At 33.8% G+C, this 20,610-nt stretch carries 14 protein-coding genes and 1 pseudogene; 6 read left to right on the top strand and 9 right to left on the bottom strand.

Features of this window, described 5'->3' with window-relative positions; all coding sequences use genetic code 11:
• Positions 1-551 precede the first annotated feature (551 nt).
• The 8 genes from ICJ85_RS15760 to ICJ85_RS15795 all read right to left on the bottom strand — a co-directional run bounded on the left by ICJ85_RS15760 (position 552) and on the right by ICJ85_RS15795 (position 13,956).
• Positions 552-1,349, bottom strand: coding sequence for a hypothetical protein (locus ICJ85_RS15760; protein WP_241739573.1), 798 nt, complete (start codon positions 1,347-1,349; stop codon positions 552-554).
• Positions 1,350-1,575: 226 nt separating this feature from the next.
• Entirely contained in the window at positions 1,576-4,365 is a 2,790-nt protein-coding gene (locus tag ICJ85_RS15765) for a M16 family metallopeptidase (RefSeq protein ID WP_188224764.1), read from the bottom strand.
• A 20-nt stretch (positions 4,366-4,385) separates the two neighbouring features.
• A complete protein-coding gene (locus ICJ85_RS15770; protein ID WP_188224765.1) occupies positions 4,386-4,862 on the bottom strand; it encodes a protein-disulfide reductase DsbD domain-containing protein in 477 nt (158 codons plus the stop codon).
• 27 nt (positions 4,863-4,889) lie between these two features.
• Positions 4,890-6,299 (bottom strand): hypothetical protein, encoded by a 1,410-nt coding sequence (locus tag ICJ85_RS15775; protein ID WP_188224766.1) that lies wholly within the window; start codon positions 6,297-6,299, stop codon positions 4,890-4,892.
• A 103-nt stretch (positions 6,300-6,402) separates the two neighbouring features.
• Positions 6,403-7,572 (bottom strand): AhpC/TSA family protein, encoded by a 1,170-nt coding sequence (locus tag ICJ85_RS15780; RefSeq protein ID WP_188224767.1) that lies wholly within the window; start codon positions 7,570-7,572, stop codon positions 6,403-6,405.
• A gap of 125 nt (positions 7,573-7,697) precedes the next feature.
• Positions 7,698-9,194 carry a RagB/SusD family nutrient uptake outer membrane protein gene (locus tag ICJ85_RS15785; RefSeq protein ID WP_188224768.1) on the bottom strand — a complete coding sequence of 499 codons (1,497 nt, stop codon included), beginning with the start codon at positions 9,192-9,194 and terminating at the stop codon, positions 7,698-7,700.
• Between the two features lie 38 nt (positions 9,195-9,232).
• Positions 9,233-12,625, bottom strand: coding sequence for a SusC/RagA family TonB-linked outer membrane protein (locus ICJ85_RS15790; RefSeq protein WP_188224769.1), 3,393 nt, complete (start codon positions 12,623-12,625; stop codon positions 9,233-9,235).
• 170 nt (positions 12,626-12,795) lie between these two features.
• Entirely contained in the window at positions 12,796-13,956 is a 1,161-nt protein-coding gene (locus tag ICJ85_RS15795) for a FecR family protein (RefSeq protein WP_188224770.1), read from the bottom strand.
• A gap of 124 nt (positions 13,957-14,080) precedes the next feature.
• Here ICJ85_RS15795 and ICJ85_RS15800 point away from each other — a divergent pair, with 124 nt between their 5' ends.
• The 6 genes from ICJ85_RS15800 to ICJ85_RS15825 all read left to right on the top strand — a co-directional run bounded on the left by ICJ85_RS15800 (position 14,081) and on the right by ICJ85_RS15825 (position 19,574).
• Positions 14,081-14,725 (top strand): RNA polymerase sigma factor, encoded by a 645-nt coding sequence (locus tag ICJ85_RS15800; protein WP_188224771.1) that lies wholly within the window; start codon positions 14,081-14,083, stop codon positions 14,723-14,725.
• Positions 14,726-15,130: 405 nt separating this feature from the next.
• A complete protein-coding gene (locus ICJ85_RS15805; RefSeq protein WP_188224772.1) occupies positions 15,131-15,484 on the top strand; it encodes a hypothetical protein in 354 nt (117 codons plus the stop codon).
• Positions 15,485-15,752: 268 nt separating this feature from the next.
• Positions 15,753-15,911 (top strand): hypothetical protein, encoded by a 159-nt coding sequence (locus tag ICJ85_RS15810; protein ID WP_188224773.1) that lies wholly within the window; start codon positions 15,753-15,755, stop codon positions 15,909-15,911.
• A gap of 110 nt (positions 15,912-16,021) precedes the next feature.
• A complete protein-coding gene (locus ICJ85_RS15815; RefSeq protein WP_188224774.1) occupies positions 16,022-16,735 on the top strand; it encodes an ABC transporter ATP-binding protein in 714 nt (237 codons plus the stop codon).
• Between the two features lies 1 nt (position 16,736).
• The gene (locus ICJ85_RS15820) at positions 16,737-18,140 is read left to right on the top strand and encodes a DUF3526 domain-containing protein (RefSeq protein WP_188224775.1); all 1,404 of its coding nucleotides are present in this window, start codon (positions 16,737-16,739) and stop codon (positions 18,138-18,140) included.
• 3 nt (positions 18,141-18,143) lie between these two features.
• A complete protein-coding gene (locus ICJ85_RS15825) occupies positions 18,144-19,574 on the top strand; it encodes a DUF3526 domain-containing protein (RefSeq protein ID WP_262891412.1) in 1,431 nt (476 codons plus the stop codon).
• Positions 19,575-19,895: 321 nt separating this feature from the next.
• On the opposite strand, the pseudogene ICJ85_RS15830 reads toward ICJ85_RS15825, so the two are convergent.
• Positions 19,896-20,336 (bottom strand): annotated as a pseudogene (locus ICJ85_RS15830) (oxidoreductase); the annotation flags it as partial.
• Positions 20,337-20,610: the final 274 nt, after the last annotated feature.

Raw genomic sequence — 20,610 nt, forward strand, 5'->3', positions numbered from 1 at the left:
GTTGATTTTACTGCCTTTCGGCTTCGTAGCGGGAACAGGACTCGAACCTGTGACCTTCGGGTTATGAGTTCATCACCAGACTTATTCATAACACAAAATAAGGGCTTCCCGAATGCTATATTTTAAATTCGTGTTCCAAAACGTGTTCAGTTTTGTGTTCACTTTGTTATTTAAATTTTCACTAAAATAATACAATTAATTCATATCTAGTCCAGTCACTGATTAAAATACATTAATTTGGTCGGTTTTAAAAACTCTATTCTAAATGACTCCAAATCATTAACTCATTCATCTTTGGATGGACAGAAACCTGGTACAACAATAGAAGAAGACATTCCTTTTTAGGAAATAGAACTATAAAAGAATTTGAATTAGACATGTATAACCTTAAACTAGCGGCGTAGTCATTCAACTATTTGTCAGTTTTTTGCTGCAAGTCCACTCTATCAACACAATAAATCAGAGCTGTTAAAATCAATCAAAAAAACAACCGAAGTTAATATCTTAAAAAGAACTGATTAACTTGTAGTATATGAATCTATTTAAAATCACTAATAGATTATATAGTTTACTTTATCGACTCCCGTATTACCCGAATTACTTGAGTAGGCATAAATAATAACTTCATAATCTCCTTTTTTAGCCAAAGTAAGTTCTGCCTCAAATAGGTTTGTAGAAACAAAATTTAATGGAACTTCTGAAAGTTTATTGCCATTTAATTTAACTATTGCCTTAACCTCCATTTTTTCGGAATCCCAAATACCTTCTTTATCGATAGTACACCCACACATCATAACTATGTTAGCCCTAAGCTTAAATGGTTTATTCTCGACCGATGCAAAAGGAATATATTGATGGGTCCTTGGCTCCAATATATCTATGATAAAACCTGGTATTTCAATTATCAAACCATCTGCAAGAATATGTTTGCCAGGAATAAGCCACAACTGCGTACTGGCATTTATCCGTGCCTGTTTGTTAGTAATTGGAGAGAATGCCTCTACTGTAACGAATGTAGGCTCGTCTATATCTATGGTGGCAACAAATTTAGCTGTATTAGAGTCTGATATTGCCTGCCCTCGTTGATGGGGCGTGTTCATTATCAAGTCGGTATTGCCAGTTGAACCTTTTGTTTTTCCTTGTGCTAAAATTTCATCAGTTTGATTATTTCTTATGATGACATAGGCCCCTCCTAAGGATGAGCCAATAAACTTGGCATCTTTAGCTTTTACTCTAACAACAATCTTGGTTTCTGTAGCTGACATAAATAGAGCATTCATTAGCAAAACCAATGTTAACAGTTTTTTTAGATAACATTGTATCATCAAAAAAATAGGTGTATTATTCATTTTTTTTGTTTCTTAGGCTATTTTATCGACAAGAAGAAAGGCCTTCTATAATTTCATAGCTAATATAGGTTGGCATATTTAAGATTGTTATAAATAATAATAAATATTTGTAAACATTCTTTTTTTAAAATTTAAAAAGGGCTATTGTTTTAATAGCCCTTTATTATCTCTCCTTAATTGATATCAGACGACTAACTCAAATAACTAATCTTAAGGAAAATATTTATTATTCTAGGGGTTCTCCTTGTTGATTTAAAGATCCCGATTTGATTATTGTTAATTTATCTAAGTCTACATATTTCTTTATAGCTTGATTTACCTGTAAAAGAGTTACCGCTTCCACATCTTTTGGATATTGGTCTAAATACTCAGGTGTTTTTCCGCTTTGCAAGAAACTCAATAATGTGCTGGACAATCCAGATGTTGTTGCCATTCCTACCTTAAAACTTCCGGTAATGTTATTTTTACAGTGTTCTAGCTCTTCTTTGGTAATGCCATTTTCTATCCAGTTTTTAATCTCAATCATAGTAGCATCCAGCCCTTTTTGGAATAAAGAGGGGTTAAAACTAGCATTTACAGACCAAAATCCACCTGCCATGTTATGGCCTGTATGCCCCGCATAAATACCATAAGTTAAACCGTCCCTATCTCTAACGGTTTGCATTAACCTACCAGAAAAACCACCGCCAAGCACTGTATTACCAATAAAAAATGGAATGTAATCATCGTCATTACGCTCGATACCAGTATATTTACCTATAAATAGCTCTGCACTTGGCTTTTTCGGAATGGTAACCACTTCTGTAAGGGCGTTTGCTGTAGAAGGCTCATTAAACATTCCTTTTCCACTAGTGCCGCCATTCCATCTTGAAAAATTCGTCTTTAGGGCTCCATATAAATTCTTAGTATCAATATCGCCTACCGCTACCAGATGCATGCCAGCCGTTCCAAAATATTTTCTGTGAAATGCTTTTAAATCATCAATAGTAGCAGCTTCTATTTGTTTGATGGTAGTTTCTATGTCAGACTCATAGTTTGGATGGCCTTTAGGGTAAATAGCTTGTGATAATGCTATTGAACCTTGTGTACCAGGGTCTGTAAGCCCATTTTTCATATTATTAATGCTCTGCTCTTTCAGCAGTTTAAACTCGTTGGGGTCAAACAATGGCTGTCGTAATTCTTCTGCCAATAAAGCAACAATGTTATCCACATCTTGAGTCAGGCATTTAAATCTAATATTTATATTATTGACATCAGAACTAATGCGGATTGTTGCTCCTAACTTTTCCAGTTTTTCAGAAAATTCGAATTTATTATTCAGTTTTGTCCCCTTACTCAACATATTAACTGTTAAGGTTGGTACCACTTCACTTCCAGTGCCTATATAACTACTAATTGGGAAACTTGCTGCAACTGTTACAAAGCCTTTTGCTCCGGTTTTTACAGTAACTACATCTATACCTGAAATTTCTTTACGGATATATTTTTCCCCTTTTGCCGTAGGTCGAATGGTTTCGTAGGCCGATGTGATTTCTTGAAACTGCTCAACTTTTAATATATTATCACATTCTAAATGGTCATGACCTACTTGTGGGTTACGAAAATAATATTTACCCCAGTTTTCACTTTTAACTCCAGAAGCTTTACTTTCTGTTGCTGTATTGCTTCCTATTTCTTCTGGAATGAAATAGCCTGTAGTACTTTGGTTTTCTAAAAGGTATTTATTAGCTACTCTTTTAACATCTTCCGCAGTTACCTTAGACAAGCGTTGCGCTCCTTTTATGTAATCTCTCCAATCTCCTCCGGCTATAGCCTCATTAAGTTCTGACGCTATGCTCCCGGAACCATCACGCGAAAGAATGGTTTGTGTATTAAGTTTGGCAACCACGCGGTCAACATCTTCTTGTGTAACACCTTCTTCTTTTATCTTATCAAGCATGTTTATGAGCTGTGCGTTTAATTCCTCTACATCTTTATCGGGTGAAAAAGCCAATGTTACAGTAAATAAACCAACATCTTGAAACTTAGAGGCACGGGCATAACCAAAAGTAGCCAACCCTTTATCTACAAAAGTTTTACTAATTAGAGAGGAGGTGCCACTACCAGCGATTTGACTTAAAACCTCTAGTGCAGGTAAGTCTTCATGCATGCGTCCTGGTATCTTATAGGCAATTGTTACCATGGCCTGTTGTCCTGGTTTCTTAACGACAATACGTCTTGGCCCCAATTGTTCAGGTTCCGTAGTATACGGTTGGGGTATTTGATGCGGTGCTTTAGTTATGGCACCAAAATACTTATCCACCAATCCAAATAGCTGATCTTTTTGAAAATCTCCAATGATTGTCAACGTGGCGTTATCTGGCCAGTAATAGGTGTTATAAAAATCCCTTAACACCTCGATAGGCATTTTTTCAATATCAGAACGCCAACCAATAGTTTCATGATGGTAAGGGTGTGCCATATAAGCCGTAGCCCATATCTCTTTACTAAGAAGACTTCCTGGATTGTTTTCACCTCGTTCAAATTCGTTTCGAACCACTGTCATTTCAGCTTCCTTATCTTCTTTTAGTAATAAAGAATTACGCATTCTATCGGCTTCTATATGTAATGCCAATTCTATTTTATCACTTGGAATGGTTTCATAATAATTGGTTCTATCATTCCAGGTAGTGGCATTCATTTCCGCACCTATTCCTTGAAGAATTTTAAAAATGCCTGTTCCATTCTTTTTATTAAAAGTTGGTGTGCCTTTAAAATTTAGGTGTTCTAACAAATGTGTAGAACCTGTATTTCCTGGAACTTCATGTTTAGAACCAACACGGTAAACAACTTGAACTGTTACTACAGGAGCTGAATTATCCTGTACAAGGAGCATTTTCATCCCGTTTGGAGTATATAAGTATTCTTCAACCCCCTCTAACTCTTGGATCTTCTCAAATTTTTCTACTCTGTTCTGACTATTGACTTTAGTTACAACTAAAGCTATACAAATGAATACGATATACTTAAAATTCATTTTTATTTTTATTTGTATGATTATATATTTAGATTAATTACTTTTTGGTTGGGACGCAAACACTGATTTATATTACAGGTTTGATAAAAGAGGCCCGCTGTGAGATTTTTATTAGAGTGGTTCTTAACTTCGAAATATTTGGTAAAAGTTATAATCCCTTTGTATATCATTATTCCCTGTTCGTACGGATATGGCTTTGGCGCTTCCCATTCACCTAATGCCTCCCATCCTTCTGGAGCTTCTAAAACCATATCGTATTGAATATAAGGCTGTGTTTGTGGTACATAGGCATAAATATGCCAACCACTTAAAATGGAAGCTTTAACAACGACAGCAACCTTATCCCGGGATTTGTTCCAAACGGTAGAGGCATTTACCATTACTGGATCTGAAAATTCAGGATTTTCTAAGCTTAGCTTTTTAGCTGCATTTTCTACTTCCAACTTAAAACCTTCTGAGATTACTGTTTGAGATACACCAATATTGCAACTAAGCAAAATGATGAATATAAAAAAAGCTTTCATTTAACTTCTGTTATTTATTGTATCTACCATCCATTTATAACCACCTGTTTCTGTAAAAAATAGTTTATCTTTGTTGGTTTTATACCATTTACGCCATTCTTTATGAGATTTTTCCATGCCTGTATAACGTAACAACACTCGTTTTGCTATTTCCATTTTTTCAGCATCCTTTAGCAATGGAATAATAACTTCAAAAAAATCTAAGGAATCATTTCCGACTCCTATTTTCTTTAGATCCTCATCAATCTGAATATTTCTGGGCGCATCGTTTGCCGCATACATAAATGGCCTGTTTTTCCTTAAATATGTTTTCAAGGCATCATAATTCCCTTCATATTTAGGCTCATAGAATGAACCTGCAGACATTTGTGCATATTCTTCCCAAGTTGGAATAGGTGAAGGATGGAACCCCCTCTCTAAATAAGCTTCTACCTCTTTCGGTAATTCTTCTCCTCTTGATTTCTTTTCCGCGAATTTCTTGAATCTTTCTTCAGCTTCAGCGTTACCAGATTCGATATAAGACACATAGTTATCATACATCTCGCGACTAAGCGTTCCTATTGTATTATCTACGACATCTTTTGTAGCAATTTGTTTATACTTCCGAACAATTGGCTTCGTACCATTAAATTGTTTCATGTAAACTACTGCATTTGCAAAAACCTGTTTAGCCTCTTCTGTCATATAATCTGGTGAAGCGGAAAATCCCCATAAAAAGAAATTAGCATGACGCCCAATGGCAACAGCACCAACGTCCTTAGTATTAACACCACTAGATATATATTCAGCATCCGGAGAGTCTAAAAAACCTTCTCCACGCGAAACCATGCCTACCCTGTATCCTTTTCCATCTTTATAGCCTTCCTTCTGCACACGCCACATAGAAATTTCTTTTGGCACATCGATTCCAGAAGGGTATGCATATATTGATTTTGGTGTAGTTTTTTTTTGTAACGTCAATTCTACCGGAAACGGGCCTTTAAAAATAGGATGCTCAGTCTCTAGGTGATGTGCATCAGCATCTAAACAAAGACATAGCCAATCCAATTTAGACCCCACGCTTTCTCCCATTTGTGGTGCAGTATGTCCAATAAAAATGGAAGCATGATCAAAATCCTCTGTAAGGTATTTAGCAGGTTCATAATTCATTTTACCATCAACCATTTCTCTAACTGCAGGTTTCCATGGTTCAATAGTCTGATCAAAAATTGTAACATCAAAATCAGCTGACATTTCTACCTTATACGCTCTGGCATCAACAGTTTTTACTTCTCTAAAATAAGCTTCAAGATAATTTTTAAACTCTGGAAATCGAGTTTTGTAATCTTCTTTAAATCGTTCTGGGGTCATCGATGCAGTATTTTTAGAAATATCTACAGGAATACTGGGATCGTATCCTACGTATAGCACTTTGACATCTTGTTTATTTTGCCCAAAACTTATCAGTGTAAATAACAATAATGCTATTGTTAGAAATTTTGATAGATTTTTCATAGTCTTTTTTATAAATTGATTAATTAAAAATAGCATCCAGCTTTTCATCCATAGCCTTATTGTCTTCAGGACTATTCCCATAACGTCCTACAATAATACCATTTGGATCTACAAGTATTTTAGTAGGGTAACCTTCTACATTGTAGATATCCGCAATATCTTCACTAGTCTGATAACCTCTCAACACGTGACGCCACACTCCAATTCCATCTTTCTTTACTGCTTCGCGCCAAGCCTTCTGTCTGGTATCATCATCCGAAACCCCGATGATTTCAAATCCCTTTGGGCTATATTGAGCATATAAATCCAGAAGATGTGGATTCCCTTTTCTACAAGGCACACACCAAGAAGCCCAAAAATCTATGAGTAGATACCTACCTTCAAAATCCTGTAGTTTAATAGGTTTGCCATTTATATCTAAAGTATTAAAATTACCCGCCTTAGCTCCTACAACACCTTTAGTTTTATCCTGTATCTCTTTTTCCAGGACTTTTCCTTCCCTACTATTTTTTAATCCCTCCGGTAATTTGTCAAAAATATTTTGAGCCTCTTCCTGACTATATTCACCAAGGGTATAACTAAGATTTGAAAGTGTTATATAAGATTGTGGATTATTGGCAATAAAATCCTGATTTACAATACTTATCTCTTCATTATAGGACTGTAAAGCCTTACTTAATTCCGCTTCTTTTAGAGAATACTCTTTCTTTTCTGATTCCGTAGTAGCATTATTTAATGACTCTCTAATAGCTCTATACTCCGAATTTATTTCACTATACTTCTCCTTAATTTGATCCCTTTTCAATTCGAGCCTATAACTGTCATCCATAGTTTTAGAACCTGTAAGTTTTGTTTTATTAATGTGGTCTATATCCACATTTAGCTTCATTTTAGCTGGTTCTAAATATAAAGTTGTAAATGGGTCATCTGGCTTGGTTATCTTAGGTTGAGCTGATAGATACACTCTTTTGACAGGTTCATTAATAGTACCCTCATATTTAAATTGGCCTTCTTCAACTTTTAAGGTATCTACAGAGGCATCCGCTCCGAAATTAAAAATATATAGATTCCCTGATTTCATTCCTGTTACTTCTCCATCGATTCTAAATTTATTAGCTTCTAAAGGGGTCTCCTTTTCTTTACAGCCAAAGATCAATAGCGCTATTATTAAATATTTTAGATTTTTCATTGATTTCATCCTTATTATCTATTTCTAGAAAATTTTAAGTGTTTTTTTAAAAATTTTTTGATTGATTTTATGATACTTAGGAAAACAACCTAACAAATATTTGTTAGGTTGTTTTTATCAGAATATTAATTATATCCTGGGTTCTGATCTACAACATTACCTCCTGCATCTATTGACTCCGTTGGAATTGGTAAAATAAATTTATCAGGATTTGTGGCAGATGGTTTTACATCAGAAACCATGAATCCAGAATCAAACCCTCCATCGATATAAGCATATCGAACTAAATCATACCAAGCCTCTCCTTGTTCTGCATGTAATTCTGCCAATTTCTCATAGCGAACTGCAGTTAAAAATTGTTCTAAACCAATAGTTTCTGGATAGGTTTCAAAACCGTCACCTCCTGTAGTGGTTGCTCCCGCTCTCAATCGAATTTCGTTTAAAGCATTTGAGGCCTCTGTTGTTACTATATTATTTGCTCTGGCACTGGCTTCTGCCAAAATTAAATATACTTCAGCTATTCGCATATGATAATACATTTCATAATTCCCTCCAGTAAAAAAACTTGTATATTTGGTAGTATAGTAGCCTCCTCCAGTATTGAGCGGAAAAAACACCCCTTCAACTCTTTGAGAACCACCAACTTGTATCATTTGTCCATTAACATCCAAAGAACTTTCCATGGTATTTATGTACTGCGGAGTTATTCGCGCAAAGAAGTCACTGTAAAAATTACCCATTCCAATGGTTTCATTTGGTTGGCCGCTTGTACCAAATAAAATTTCAGAACTTTCAAAGATTGCGGATGATTCATGATCTTCAAAAATAGCTCCGTAAGTTGGCTCTAACATAAAGTTTGCATTAACACCTTCAATTATTTCTTGTGCCAAAATTGCCGATTCCTCAAACCTAGACATATACAGTAACACCTTTGCCTTTAAGGCTTTTGCAAATGTACTGTTTGTATATTTCTTAGATCTTAAAACAGGCCCATCCGAAATTCCCTTATCCAGATCTGCCAATATAGCATTATAGGTTTCTAAAACCGAACTTCTAGGATGCGCCTCTGCAGACTTAACTGGCTCTAACTGCACTGTAATACCGTATTCTGAATCTAAATCATAAAATTCTCCAAAATTACGTAAGAGATAAAAATGCCCTAACCCTCTTAGCATATTGGCTTCAGCTATAATTTCCTGGCGTCTTGATGAGGGTTCAAATACATCGTCATCTAATTGCTCAACAAGTTCAATTATCCAGTTGGCCCTATTTATTAGTTCATAGAGCCCTCTATAAATAGGTGCAAGTCTCGTTGTTTCGGTAGCCAATGGATCATTTATAACAAACCCTGATTCTTCCGGTCTCGCGGCATAAGTTCTACCTGTTGTACTATATCCGCTAAAAATATCTGGTATCATTGGCATTACAGGCAATGCCCCATCACCAAAACTAGCATATGCACCTACAAGAGCTAATTCTGCTGTCTGCTGAGAATTTATTGCTGTTTCAGTTTCAAGAGAATGCATAGGTTTATAATCGTCCAGTTCTTCTGCCAATTGACAGGATTGAATGCTTAGCATTCCAGTCAATATTAGACTATATATATATATTGATTTTTTCATTTAATTATTTTTTCTAGATTAAACTTGTCATGATTTTATTAAAATGTCGCATTAATAGAAAACGTAAAATTTCGCGAATTAGGGTAAGTAGCACCTCCATTTAAGCCTTCATCCCTATTACGATCGGAGGATTGTGTGGGATTTTGCCCCAATGATTCCGGATCTAAACCAGGATAGTCACTAATGGTTATAAGATTATTTCCGCTCAAAGACAATCTAATTGAACTTAACCCTATATTACCCATCCACTCTTTAGGCAAGCTATAGCCAATAGAAGCTGATCTTAACTTAATATATGAAGCATCAACAATAGAACGAGAAGTAACCGTACCTCCATGAGTTGGAGAAGCCAATCTAGCATAAGAAGCATCTGTATTATCTGGAGTCCAGGTATCTAATGCGACTGTTGTTTTATTCCAATTAGGTATGGTAAAATATAAATTTGTTATCTCCTCAAAATGTCTATCAACCCCTTGAACAAAATTCCAATTCATGGAAAAGTTCCAGTTCCCGTAGGTAATCTGATTATTCCAACCACCAAAGAAATCTGGAACAGGACTACCTATTGGCCCCCTATCATCTGTATTTACAATCCCATCACCATTAATATCTCTAAAAATGTAATCACCAGGCTGTGTTAAAGACGACTGATACATTCCTCCAGCAGCTGTATTAAGTTCATCAATTTCCTCTTGAGTTTGAGCTATTTTAATTACATCATACCCCGTAATAACACCTATAGGCTCTCCCTCAACAATTCCAGTTTGAAATCCTATATCTGCATTGTATAAATTATCTACCTTATTATTAACCGTAGCAATATTAAATGATGAATTCCAGGTAAACTTCTTACTTCTAACTATATCACCTCCTATGGTTAATTCCCATCCATCATTGGTTACATCTGCAATATTGTTTTCCCATGTAGTAAACCCTGTTTCGTAAGCTAAAGGGGTAGGTAGAATGATACCATTAGTATTTTTTTCGTAATAGACAAGTTCTCCTCTTAATCTGGAATTAAACAATGCAAACTCCAGCCCTAAATCTAATTGTTCTGTTTCTTCCCATCTTATACCCTGGTTAGGAACTCCTGTAACTGCAAGACCATTTTGACCATCATATAACTCTCCCGCCTGATAATATGCTAAATAGGTAAACGATGGCAGGTTATCTGAACCTACTTTTCCCATAGAAGCTCTTAACTTAAGCTGATTAATAGTAGCATTTTCTTTTAAAAATTCTTCATTATGCATATTCCAAGCTATGGCTCCAGAAGGGAAAAAACCAAATTTATTTTCAGGTCCAAACTTTGTAGAACCATCTCTACGAGCCGTAAACGTTGCTAAATACTTATTGTCATAATTATAATTTACTCTTCCAAATATGGAATTCAAACCTTGGTCTAAATGGGTACTAGATGCTTCATCAAAAAAACTGGCTGAATTGATGTTTGTTAAAATTTCATCATCCGGAAACCCTCGATACTGCTGCGATTCAGAATCAATTCTAGTTCGATCATATGAAATACCAGCAACGGCATTAATGCTATGCACTCCAAAAGATTGGTTATAATTCAAAGTATTATAGAACGAGCTAGTCCAACTTCTGTTACTTGATACAATTAATTGAGCACCTGGACGTGCTGTATCGAACAAAGCACGTGAAGATCGGGATGTAAAAAAATCCTCGTTTCTGTTATCTGACTGTGACAAGCTAAGTTGAGACCTAAATTTTAAACCCTCTAAAAGCGAAATTTCACCATAAATATTACCTATAAGATTTTTTCCTTTATTTGAAATTCTAGTCTGTGATAAATCTCCAAAAACAGTAAACTCATCCAAACCATTGTCATTCACAAAAGTAGTAAAACTACCATCCTCATTGAAAGCTGGTAAATCAGGTCTGAAATTTCCTTGCAATAAACTATTAAACCCTTTACTTGAACTTTTTGAATAATTATAGGTTATAGAAGTCCCTACCTTAAAATAATTTGTCACTGTAGCATCTATATTCGCACTGAAATTATAGCGTTTAAAATTATTACCTTTCATGACTCCATCTTGATCTGAAACACCTAAAGAAGTGAAATAATTTACTTTATCTGTTCCTCCATTTAAGCTAACATTATATTGCGTCCAAAGCGCATTATCATTTGTCATTAAATCTTGCCAGTCTGTATCAGCAGTGCCAAAGAAGTTTTCAGGATTATTCGCTATAGTCCATTGCTGTGGAAAAAATTGTTCCAAAATGAAATCAGGTAAATTAAATTGTGTTCTGTATAAATCCAACGTCGCTTCTGCAGCTGTTTGTTGCATGCTAATAAATCTAGAGTTATCTAAAAAGTCGTATTTATCTACTACATTTTGGAACGTTGAACTGGCAGAAAACGAAAGTCTCGGTGCTTGATTACTTTTCCCTCGTTTTGTGGTTACAATAACAACTCCATTAGCTGCTCGAGAACCATATATTGCAGCCGCAGATGCATCTTTAAGTATATCGACACGTTCAATATCATCTGGATGAATAGCTAAAAGCGGGTTTTGACGTTCAAAAGTCTGTATACCGTTAGGATTAATGGCAACAGGAACCCCATCAATTACATATAAAGGTTGATTGTCTCCCCTTATTTGGGTTAAACCTCTAACTTGAACATATGCTCCAGCTCCAGGCTCCCCACTTGCAGGTTGAATATAAACTCCAGACACTTTACCTATAAGAGCTTGGTCAACACTTTGTGTTTGAATTTGCTGTATCTCTTCCGAATCAACAGACCCCACAGACCCCGTTAAATCTTTCTTTTTAGTCGTACCGTATCCTACTACAAGAACCTCTTCTAAAGCACTAATTTGTTCTTTAAGTATAATATTGAAACGTGACTTTTCTTCTACTATATTTTCAGAATACATTTCGTACCCCATAAAAGAAGCTACCAAAGTGTTTCCCACTTCTCCTCTTACAGAATATTGTCCATCAAAATCTGTACTTGTTCCTCTAATGATAAAATCTTTCTCAATTTTACCTTTAAAATCATGATTCGTTACATATACTGTTACCCCAGGTAAAGGCACACCATTTATATCGGTAACTTTTCCTGTAATAGTAATCTCCTGCTGTCTTAAAATATCTCTTTTTATAATTACAGTATTTCCGTTTTCTAGACTAAAAACATAATTGTTTAAAGAAAAACAATTTGCAAGAAGTTCATTAGCCTTAATACTTCCCTTTTTAATTTGAATTTTAGGAAGATTTTTAAACAAATCTGAATCATAAATAAAAGTATAATCTGTTTGCTTTCCTATAAGATCTAGAACATCCTCAACACTTAATTCTCTATCCTCCTGAATTTTTATTATAGAATTCTGGCTCAAAAGATTCTTTGGAACCAAACTGAATACGGTAGTACAAAACAAAATAAGTATTGCCTTCATCATAAACTTAAAAACAACCTTTATTTCTCGAAAGGTTAATGTTATCGGGTTAATTTGCATAAATTTGTTGAATTAGTTAGTTAAACATTGTTTTAATTAATTTTAAGTTAAGGAATGAAGGTTTTTATTGTGGAAGATGGAACCTCATTCCTTTTTTTTTGGTTTTGTTTGTTTTATTTTTCTAGGATTATTTGATTCTCATATTTTTTGAATTTTAAATTAATGGATTGGGCAATTACTTTTAACACACTTCCTAAATCTTGATTTTTTCTAAGCAAACCATTGAATTTAAGACGTTTAACATCTTCATCTTTAATTATAATATCAACATCATACCATCTTGAAAGTACCTGTACAACAGATTGCAACTCCATTTCCCTAAAGTTAAAAACACCACTTTTCCAAGCCACAAAAGGATATGTATCAACAGTCTTAATGTTTATGTTTTTAGAATTAATGTCTACAATCAACTGTTGATTCGGACTTAAAATCTCACTCCCAAGCTCATTTTCAACACTCACTGCTCCTTCAACAAGAGTCGTATAAACTTCAGGTTCTTCCTTATAAGCTTTAATATTGAACTGAGTACCCAAGACCTCTACAATTTGATTTTTATTTTCTACAGAAAAAGATGCTCCATTATTATGTTTGCTTGAGGTTACATCGAAATAGGCCTCTCCGTAAGCGAGTTCAACCGACCTAGTCTCTCCTTTAACAAATTGTACAGGAAATTTTAATTGACTTTCTGAATTCAACCAAACTTTTGTTCCATCTGAAAGAACTAGATAATATTGCCCACCCCTTGGTACGGTAAGTGTATTATATTCTTTTTTTGAGAGTATTGTATCACCATATAGCAAAGAGTACCCATCTCCTTTCACATTATTATTTTCATATGTTTCACCCTCAATCAATTTTACGACCTCACCGTTATCCAATGTTAATATGGCCTTATTTGTTCCTGCTTGAATTGATATTTCAATTTCAGAATTATCATCTTGTTGAACAGAATAATTTTTTTCTTGAAAGAAATAAGTTAAAAAGATTACCAAACATGCAGCAGCAGTTGCCGCTAAATATTTCTGATAGTTCATACTTATAATCCGTCCTGAACTTTGCTTTTTTTTCAATCTAGACATTAAATTATTGAATGACTTCTCAGCTTCAAACTTTTGTTGAATATCATAAAATTGATAAACATCTAAATACTTTTTAAAGAGAGCCATATTAGCTTCATCTTCTTCTACCCAATCTAAAAGACGATCTAACTCTTCGTTCGAAGCTTTACCCGAAAGGGTTTTTATAATAATTTTCCTAGCCTTTTTCTGTTTCATTCCTATAATTCTTTATACCTAAAGAAATAATTACACTTTTAATACGATTAAGGTTTAAAAAAGTATTATCATTTAATAATTTTTTTTTCTTTTGTAAATAATTCTCATAAAATTTTAAATTTCTTTGAATAATTCTTTATTACATACTGATCTAGTAATCAATTTTAAAAATGGGGATAAAGAAGCCTTTGAAAAAATATATAAACTTTTTTATCAGGATCTTAATAGATTCATTCAAAGCTACACCAAGGACAGAGAGTTAAGCCAAGATTTAGTTCAAAACGCATTTCTTAAAATCTGGGAAATAAAAGAATCAATAGATCCAAAAGAAAACCTGAAAAGTTACCTGTATAAATTAGTTTATAACTCTTTCATTGATAAGATAAGAAAGGATAAAAATTTCAACAATAAAATTGAAGAAATTAAATATCAGCATTTTATTGAAAACCTAGAGGAGGATAAAGAATTAAAATTAAAACGCCTAAAGGCGATAGAAGATTCAATTGAAATCTTACCAAAAAAATGTAAAGAAATTTTTATTTTAAGTAAGTACAATGGTTTAAAATACCAACAGATTGCAGACAATTTAGGTATTTCGGTAAACACAGTTAAAGTTCAGATTAGTAAAGCCTATAAATTACTTAGCAGAAATCTAATATCTAAAGACACTCTCAACTTCTTCATCAGTCTAATGTCCAACAGGATTACAAAAGGACTCCTTAAAACCACTCAAATAAAAAATAATCAGGTATATTCTAATCATAGATAAATTGAATAGAACGGAAACTGAAAACCATAAACAGCAGACATAATGATCCAGTCTAATTATTGACATGAAGTATAATTAAATTAAGGCTTATATAATTTTCTACTATGCTCAATTTTTTCCGCTTCAAGCGGTTCTCTATTCCCGCTTTTTGCAAATACCTCTAAAAACACAAAAACATATAGAGCATACAATTAACAGATTTTTGATTTAGATTGATAAACTATTTAGTCGGAATGACAGGATGCTAAAACACAACACAAACTACTCAAAAACCATCACTTACAGACACCTCATTCTAAAAGGACACCAAAAACATTCATCATTCATATTTTTAAACGAAAAAAATAATTTCAAAAAAAAAAAAGCACCAACGCACCTATGTTGCATTTAAAATAATTTATACATTTGGTCTTCATTTATGATGAAACATCATTGAAAGCTGAAACAAAACATATTATAGGCATTTTATTTCTTACTGTATTCCTTGTTTTAAAAGGAGCAGGACTTCATGCTTTTTCGCATTGTAGCGATGACCCATGCCTCGAAAATGATGAAAAACAAACCTCTTGTGTCGTTTGTGATTTAGCCTTAACACATCAACTTACTCCAACGGTATCTACAAATGATATTGATGTAAATTTTAAAATTAACACCTTTACCTACATTGAAAAGGAAATTTTAAAACACTACGAAACCTTTTACTTAAAGGCAACCCTGCCCGATTTAAATTTTAGTCGGCCTCCACCCTACGTTTCATAACTTACATTAAATCTATCAGAAGCACTTTTGAAGTTTGCATTCACCATTGCTGTCTCTGTTTTTAAGTTCCTTTACAGCTATCTTAATTCTACAGTATACCAATAAGATGCATATTTTTATTTTACAATAAAAAACGGGTGCCTCAGTATTATTAGTTCCACTTTAATTGCTGATTTTCGGCAATCATTAATATTGCTATGACAAATAACATTCTAAGCATTTTAATGCTTATGGTTGGTGCTGTGCTTTGGCACAAAGCCCGCTAATTATGAAAGGAACCATTGTAGATTCTCAAACAAAAAAAGGGACCTTTGCTGTCGTTTCTATAGATAAGCATAATATCGCTAGCGACGAATCCGGTCATTTAAAAATAACTATGACACCCCGGGAGTTTGGTGGTCATATATACCTTATTGCGAACGTATAAAATATGCTACTTTTAATGAAAACAGGAATTAAATAGAATCGAATTAAGATACTGATTCCCCAACACGACAAATGGCCAATACAAAATTAAAAAAACAGAATTATAAACACATGATAACAACTAAAAATCTCACTAAAAAATATGGCGATTTTACCGCTGTAAATAACCTCTCCTTTAACATACAATCGGGGGAAATTTTATGTCTTTTGGGTGCTAACGGCGCAGGAAAATCGACAACCATTAACAGTCTCCTTAATTTTATTGAACCAACATCTGGAAAGGTTGAAATTAATGGTTTAGATGTTGTAAAATACCCGTTAAAAACCAAGACTTTTATAACTTACATTCCTGAAAACTTAATGTTATACCCCACATTAACGGCGGTTGAAAATTTAGATTATTTCACAAAATTATCTAGAAAAACATTCAATAAAACCGAATTAAAAGCCTTTTTAACCGAAGCTGGATTACAGGAAGAAGCACACGACAAGCGTGTTAAAGCATTCTCAAAAGGGATGCGTCAAAAAGTAGGAATTGCATTGGCCATTGCCAAAGATTCGAAAGTATTATTACTCGATGAACCTACTTCTGGATTAGACCCAAAATCGAGTAATGAATTTATGGAATTACTTACCAAAATGAAAAATAAAGGTGTAGCGATTTTAATGGCTACTCACGATTTATTTAGAGCTAAAGAAGTGAGTACTCATATAGGTATTATGCGTTCGGGGATGTTACAAAAGTATTCTAAAACTACAGACTTGTCGTTAAAAGAACTTGAAACCATATATCTGGATATTATGAACTTTAAACATGTGAACTAACATGAAAAACATCATTTTTAAAGAACTTAAAGAATTAACCAGAGATGGCCGCTTTAAAATCGTTTTAGGTATTTCCTTAATTTTGCTTGTTATTGCCTCCATAACAGGTATAAGTCAGTACAAAAAAAATAATGAGCAATATGTAGCTTCTACCAATACTGAACGTACCATTTGGGAAACACAAGGCGATAAAAATCCGCATTCGGCTGCACATTACGGCACTTATGCTTTTAAGCCGAAATTTGCCTTATCACTTTTCGATTATGGTGTAACGAAATATACAGGAAACTCTATTTTTTTAGAAGCGCATAACAGAAATGAAGCCTCGTTTAGCGAAGCCAGCGATCAAACGAGTTTAGCACGTTTCGGAACCTTATCTATCAATTTCGTTTTAATGTATTTGTTTCCGTTAATTATTATTTTAATCGGTTACAATTCATACACAAAAGAAAAAGAACACCGTACATTTACCCTTCTAAAAAGTCAGGGTGTTCATCCTGTAAAACTAGCTTTAGGAAAATGGTTTGCAACTTTTATTCCTATATTTATTTTAACAAATCTTATCTTTTTAACGATTGGACTTGTGCTGTCAAATTTAGATAATTTAGCCTTTTTTAGTTGGAGTAGTTTATTAACCCTTTTTGCTTCGTATTCGTTTTACTACCTTATCATTACAACGCTTACGGTTTTAATTTCTATGTGGAGTAAATCATCTGGGATGGCCTTGGTGAGTAGTTTAATGCTTTGGATTGTTTTCAGTTTTATCACTCCTAAAATTGCCACCAATGTTGCAAATACAAACCACCCGTATCCTTCAAAATTAGAATTTGAATCGCGTATTATTGAAGACAGAAAAAACGGATTAGACGGTCATAACCCGTGGAATGAAGCGGCTAAAAAATTAGAAGAAGAAACACTAAGGGAATATGGTGTAGATAGTTTACACAAATTACCGTTTAATTACGCGGGCTATCGCATGCAAAAAGGTGAAGAACACGAAGCCCTGGTGTACCAGAAACACTATGCCATTTTAAACGACATAGCGCTGAATCAAAATAACACCTATAAAAGTTTATCGTTTGTTTCGCCGTTTGTACCCTTACGATTTTTATCGATGGACCTCGCTAATACCAGCGATAATTTGCATTGGAAATTCACACAGGCCGCCGAACAATATCGCATTGAAACACAAAAATTCTTAAACTACGATATAAAAGACAATGCAAAAGTTGGCGAGCGTGGTTATAAAATGAAGGCTGATAAATTTAAGGAGCTTCCAAAGTTTAATTTTACACCACCAAGCCTATCCCAAATACTAAAAGAAAACCGCTCAAATCTATTGGTTTTATTGCTTTGGTTTGTGTTTCCGTTTATTGGTTTAATCATTACTTCAAAAAAATTATAAGCTATGTTTCTAAACAATTTATCGTACGAAATCAAATTATTAAAGCGCAGCCATTGGCTTTTGATTTTACTAATTTCTACTTTAGTTTTATTTGCTTTTGCAACGTTTAATGGTGAAAAAAATGTAGAAAAAAGACGTAACGACATTTCTATCATGCAAAATGAATTGCATAAAAACGATAGTATTGTACATTCAGCATTAACCAAAATTGAAAATGGCGAACAGCTTGACATTCCGTATTCGCAATTACCCACAGAACCTATGGTTATAGGCTACCGTCATCCGCGATTAGCAGTTATGCAACCCGAAGCATTGTCTTTTATTTCAACCGGACAAAGCGATATGTACACCCATTTTAAAAGCCCCACAGTTTACGGCAACAATTTTGCTTTAGATTATTCTGAAATGGTTAATCCTGTACAATTATTATTCGGAAATTTCGATTTAGCTTTTGTAATCATTTACATTTTACCTTTAATGATTATTGCTTTTACGTTTAACGTATTATCGAAAGAAAAGGAATTAGGAACATTACGTCTTCTAGGCGCACAACCTATTGCCATTACCAGATGGTTATTACAAAAAATGGCTATTCGGTACATTCTCTTTACATTAATTACCCTTATCGTTCTTTTATTAGCTATAGGTATTTTTTCTGCGAAAGCTTTCAGTGAACCTATTAATGTAATCGGACTTATTTTAATTATCGCTGCTTACATATTCTTCTGGTTTGTATTGGCTTTTGTTATAAATATTAAAATTAACAATTCAGCTAAAAATGCCTTAGCATTAATCGGACTTTGGTTACTTATTGTTTTGGTATTACCTGCGACTATTAATCAAATAGGGAATTCCATTTACCCGACACCTTCCCGATTAAAAATGATTAATGAAATTCGTTTAATCAAAAAGGAAAACGAAGAAAAGCAGAACGAAATTATGAGTGAATATTTACGTATTCACCCAGAATTAGCGCAAGAAAATGATGATTTAAAGTTAGGATTTTGGCATAATTATTTTGCTTCAGAAAAGGTAATGGAAGAAAAAACAAAACCTTTATTAGCTGAATATGACCAACAATTGCAAAAGCAACAGGATTTAATTAGTCGATTTAAGTTTGTCTCGCCTGCTATTATGATGCAACAAGCTTTAAATAAACTTGCAGGAACATCAGAGCAGCATTACAACGATTATAAAAAGCAAGTCTTTGAGTTTTCAACAACTTGGAGAAACTATTTGGTACCTATGCTATTTAAAAACGAAAAAATCACAAAAGCGAAGTTTAACAAACTACCAAAATTTGAATATCAAAACCGAATATCAAGCGATGTTTGGATAAACTTTTTAGGTATCTTTTTAATGTGTCCAATAATTTTACTGGTAGTAACCAGAAAACAACTAAAAGATAAATCAGCTCAAACTTTATCTTTATAATTTTTAGTCATTACTAACAACACCTTTAAGGCATGCTTTAAGGGTGTTGTTTTTTATATGATTTTATAAAAACAAGACTAAATTTTCTTTTCTCAAGACGTCCCAATAAGTCACCGATATCCTTACTTACTTTACTTTCATCCACCTTAGCATAAACTTGAGTATTACAATTTGGCTCTATTGTACAGTGCGGGCCAAATGGTATCTTCTCCTAACTCTGAAGCTGCTATTAGCGGAAAATAAGGATTCCTTAAAAATTCTCTAGCTAACAAAATTATATCTGCGTCTTCATTAACTAAAATATATTCTGCTTATGCTTCATTAGTAATCATTCCAACAGTAGGTAGCTGTTAGCATACCTGTTTCCTTTTTAATTTTAGAAGCAAAAGGTGTTTGATATCCTGGTCCTACAGGTATTTTTTGTTCGTTACTTAATCCTCCTGTTGTAACATCTACCACATCAACACCTTCCTTTTTTAATATAGCCGTTAGCCTTATTGCATCATTAGTTTCCCACCCACCATTAACCCAATCTGTTGCCGGAATTCTAACAAATAAAGGGGATTCTTCTGGAAGTACAGATTTTACTGCATTTACCACTTCAAGTAATAATTTAATACGATTTTCAAAGCTTCCACCATAATTATCTTTCCTTTGGTTACTTAAAGGAGATAGAAACTGATGCAATAAATACCCATGTGAGGCATGAATCTCTATAATTTCAAATCCGCTTTGTAAAGTTCTTTTTGCTGCCATTTTAAAATCATCGACAACTTTTTAATTCCTTCAACAGATTTAAATATTTCGCTAAAAACTATAGAAGGTCATATAACTAAAGCATATAAACTCATTAAAGATTGCCTTCAAATAAATAACTTTTAAATTATTTCAAATACTTTAGATTATTTTCTAAACCAAACCTATTTGTATCACACAAATAAAAAACACCCCATAATGGATGCAACTACTTAAAGCCCCCTAAAACTCTTTAAAATGGCGTTTTTTGACTACAATCGTCATCTACACCACACTACTT

The organism is Aestuariibaculum marinum, from assembly GCF_014596975.1.
In the GTDB taxonomy this organism is placed as follows: domain Bacteria; phylum Bacteroidota; class Bacteroidia; order Flavobacteriales; family Flavobacteriaceae; genus Aestuariibaculum; species Aestuariibaculum marinum.

What these genes read in the sequence shown, in the direction of transcription:
- ICJ85_RS15810 (WP_188224773.1), top strand. Translation starts at nt 15,753, where the DNA reads ATGAAAGGAACCATTGTAGATTCTCAAACAAAAAAAGGGACCTTTGCT.
- ICJ85_RS15820 (WP_188224775.1), top strand. Translation starts at nt 16,737, where the DNA reads ATGAAAAACATCATTTTTAAAGAACTTAAAGAATTAACCAGAGATGGC.
- ICJ85_RS15790 (WP_188224769.1), bottom strand. Translation starts at nt 12,625, where the DNA reads ATGATGAAGGCAATACTTATTTTGTTTTGTACTACCGTATTCAGTTTG.
- ICJ85_RS15815 (WP_188224774.1), top strand. Translation starts at nt 16,022, where the DNA reads ATGATAACAACTAAAAATCTCACTAAAAAATATGGCGATTTTACCGCT.
- ICJ85_RS15765 (WP_188224764.1), bottom strand. Translation starts at nt 4,365, where the DNA reads ATGAATTTTAAGTATATCGTATTCATTTGTATAGCTTTAGTTGTAACT.
- ICJ85_RS15785 (WP_188224768.1), bottom strand. Translation starts at nt 9,194, where the DNA reads ATGAAAAAATCAATATATATATATAGTCTAATATTGACTGGAATGCTA.
- ICJ85_RS15780 (WP_188224767.1), bottom strand. Translation starts at nt 7,572, where the DNA reads ATGAAAAATCTAAAATATTTAATAATAGCGCTATTGATCTTTGGCTGT.
- ICJ85_RS15795 (WP_188224770.1), bottom strand. Translation starts at nt 13,956, where the DNA reads ATGAAACAGAAAAAGGCTAGGAAAATTATTATAAAAACCCTTTCGGGT.
- ICJ85_RS15760 (WP_241739573.1), bottom strand. Translation starts at nt 1,349, where the DNA reads ATGAATAATACACCTATTTTTTTGATGATACAATGTTATCTAAAAAAA.
- ICJ85_RS15825 (WP_262891412.1), top strand. Translation starts at nt 18,144, where the DNA reads ATGTTTCTAAACAATTTATCGTACGAAATCAAATTATTAAAGCGCAGC.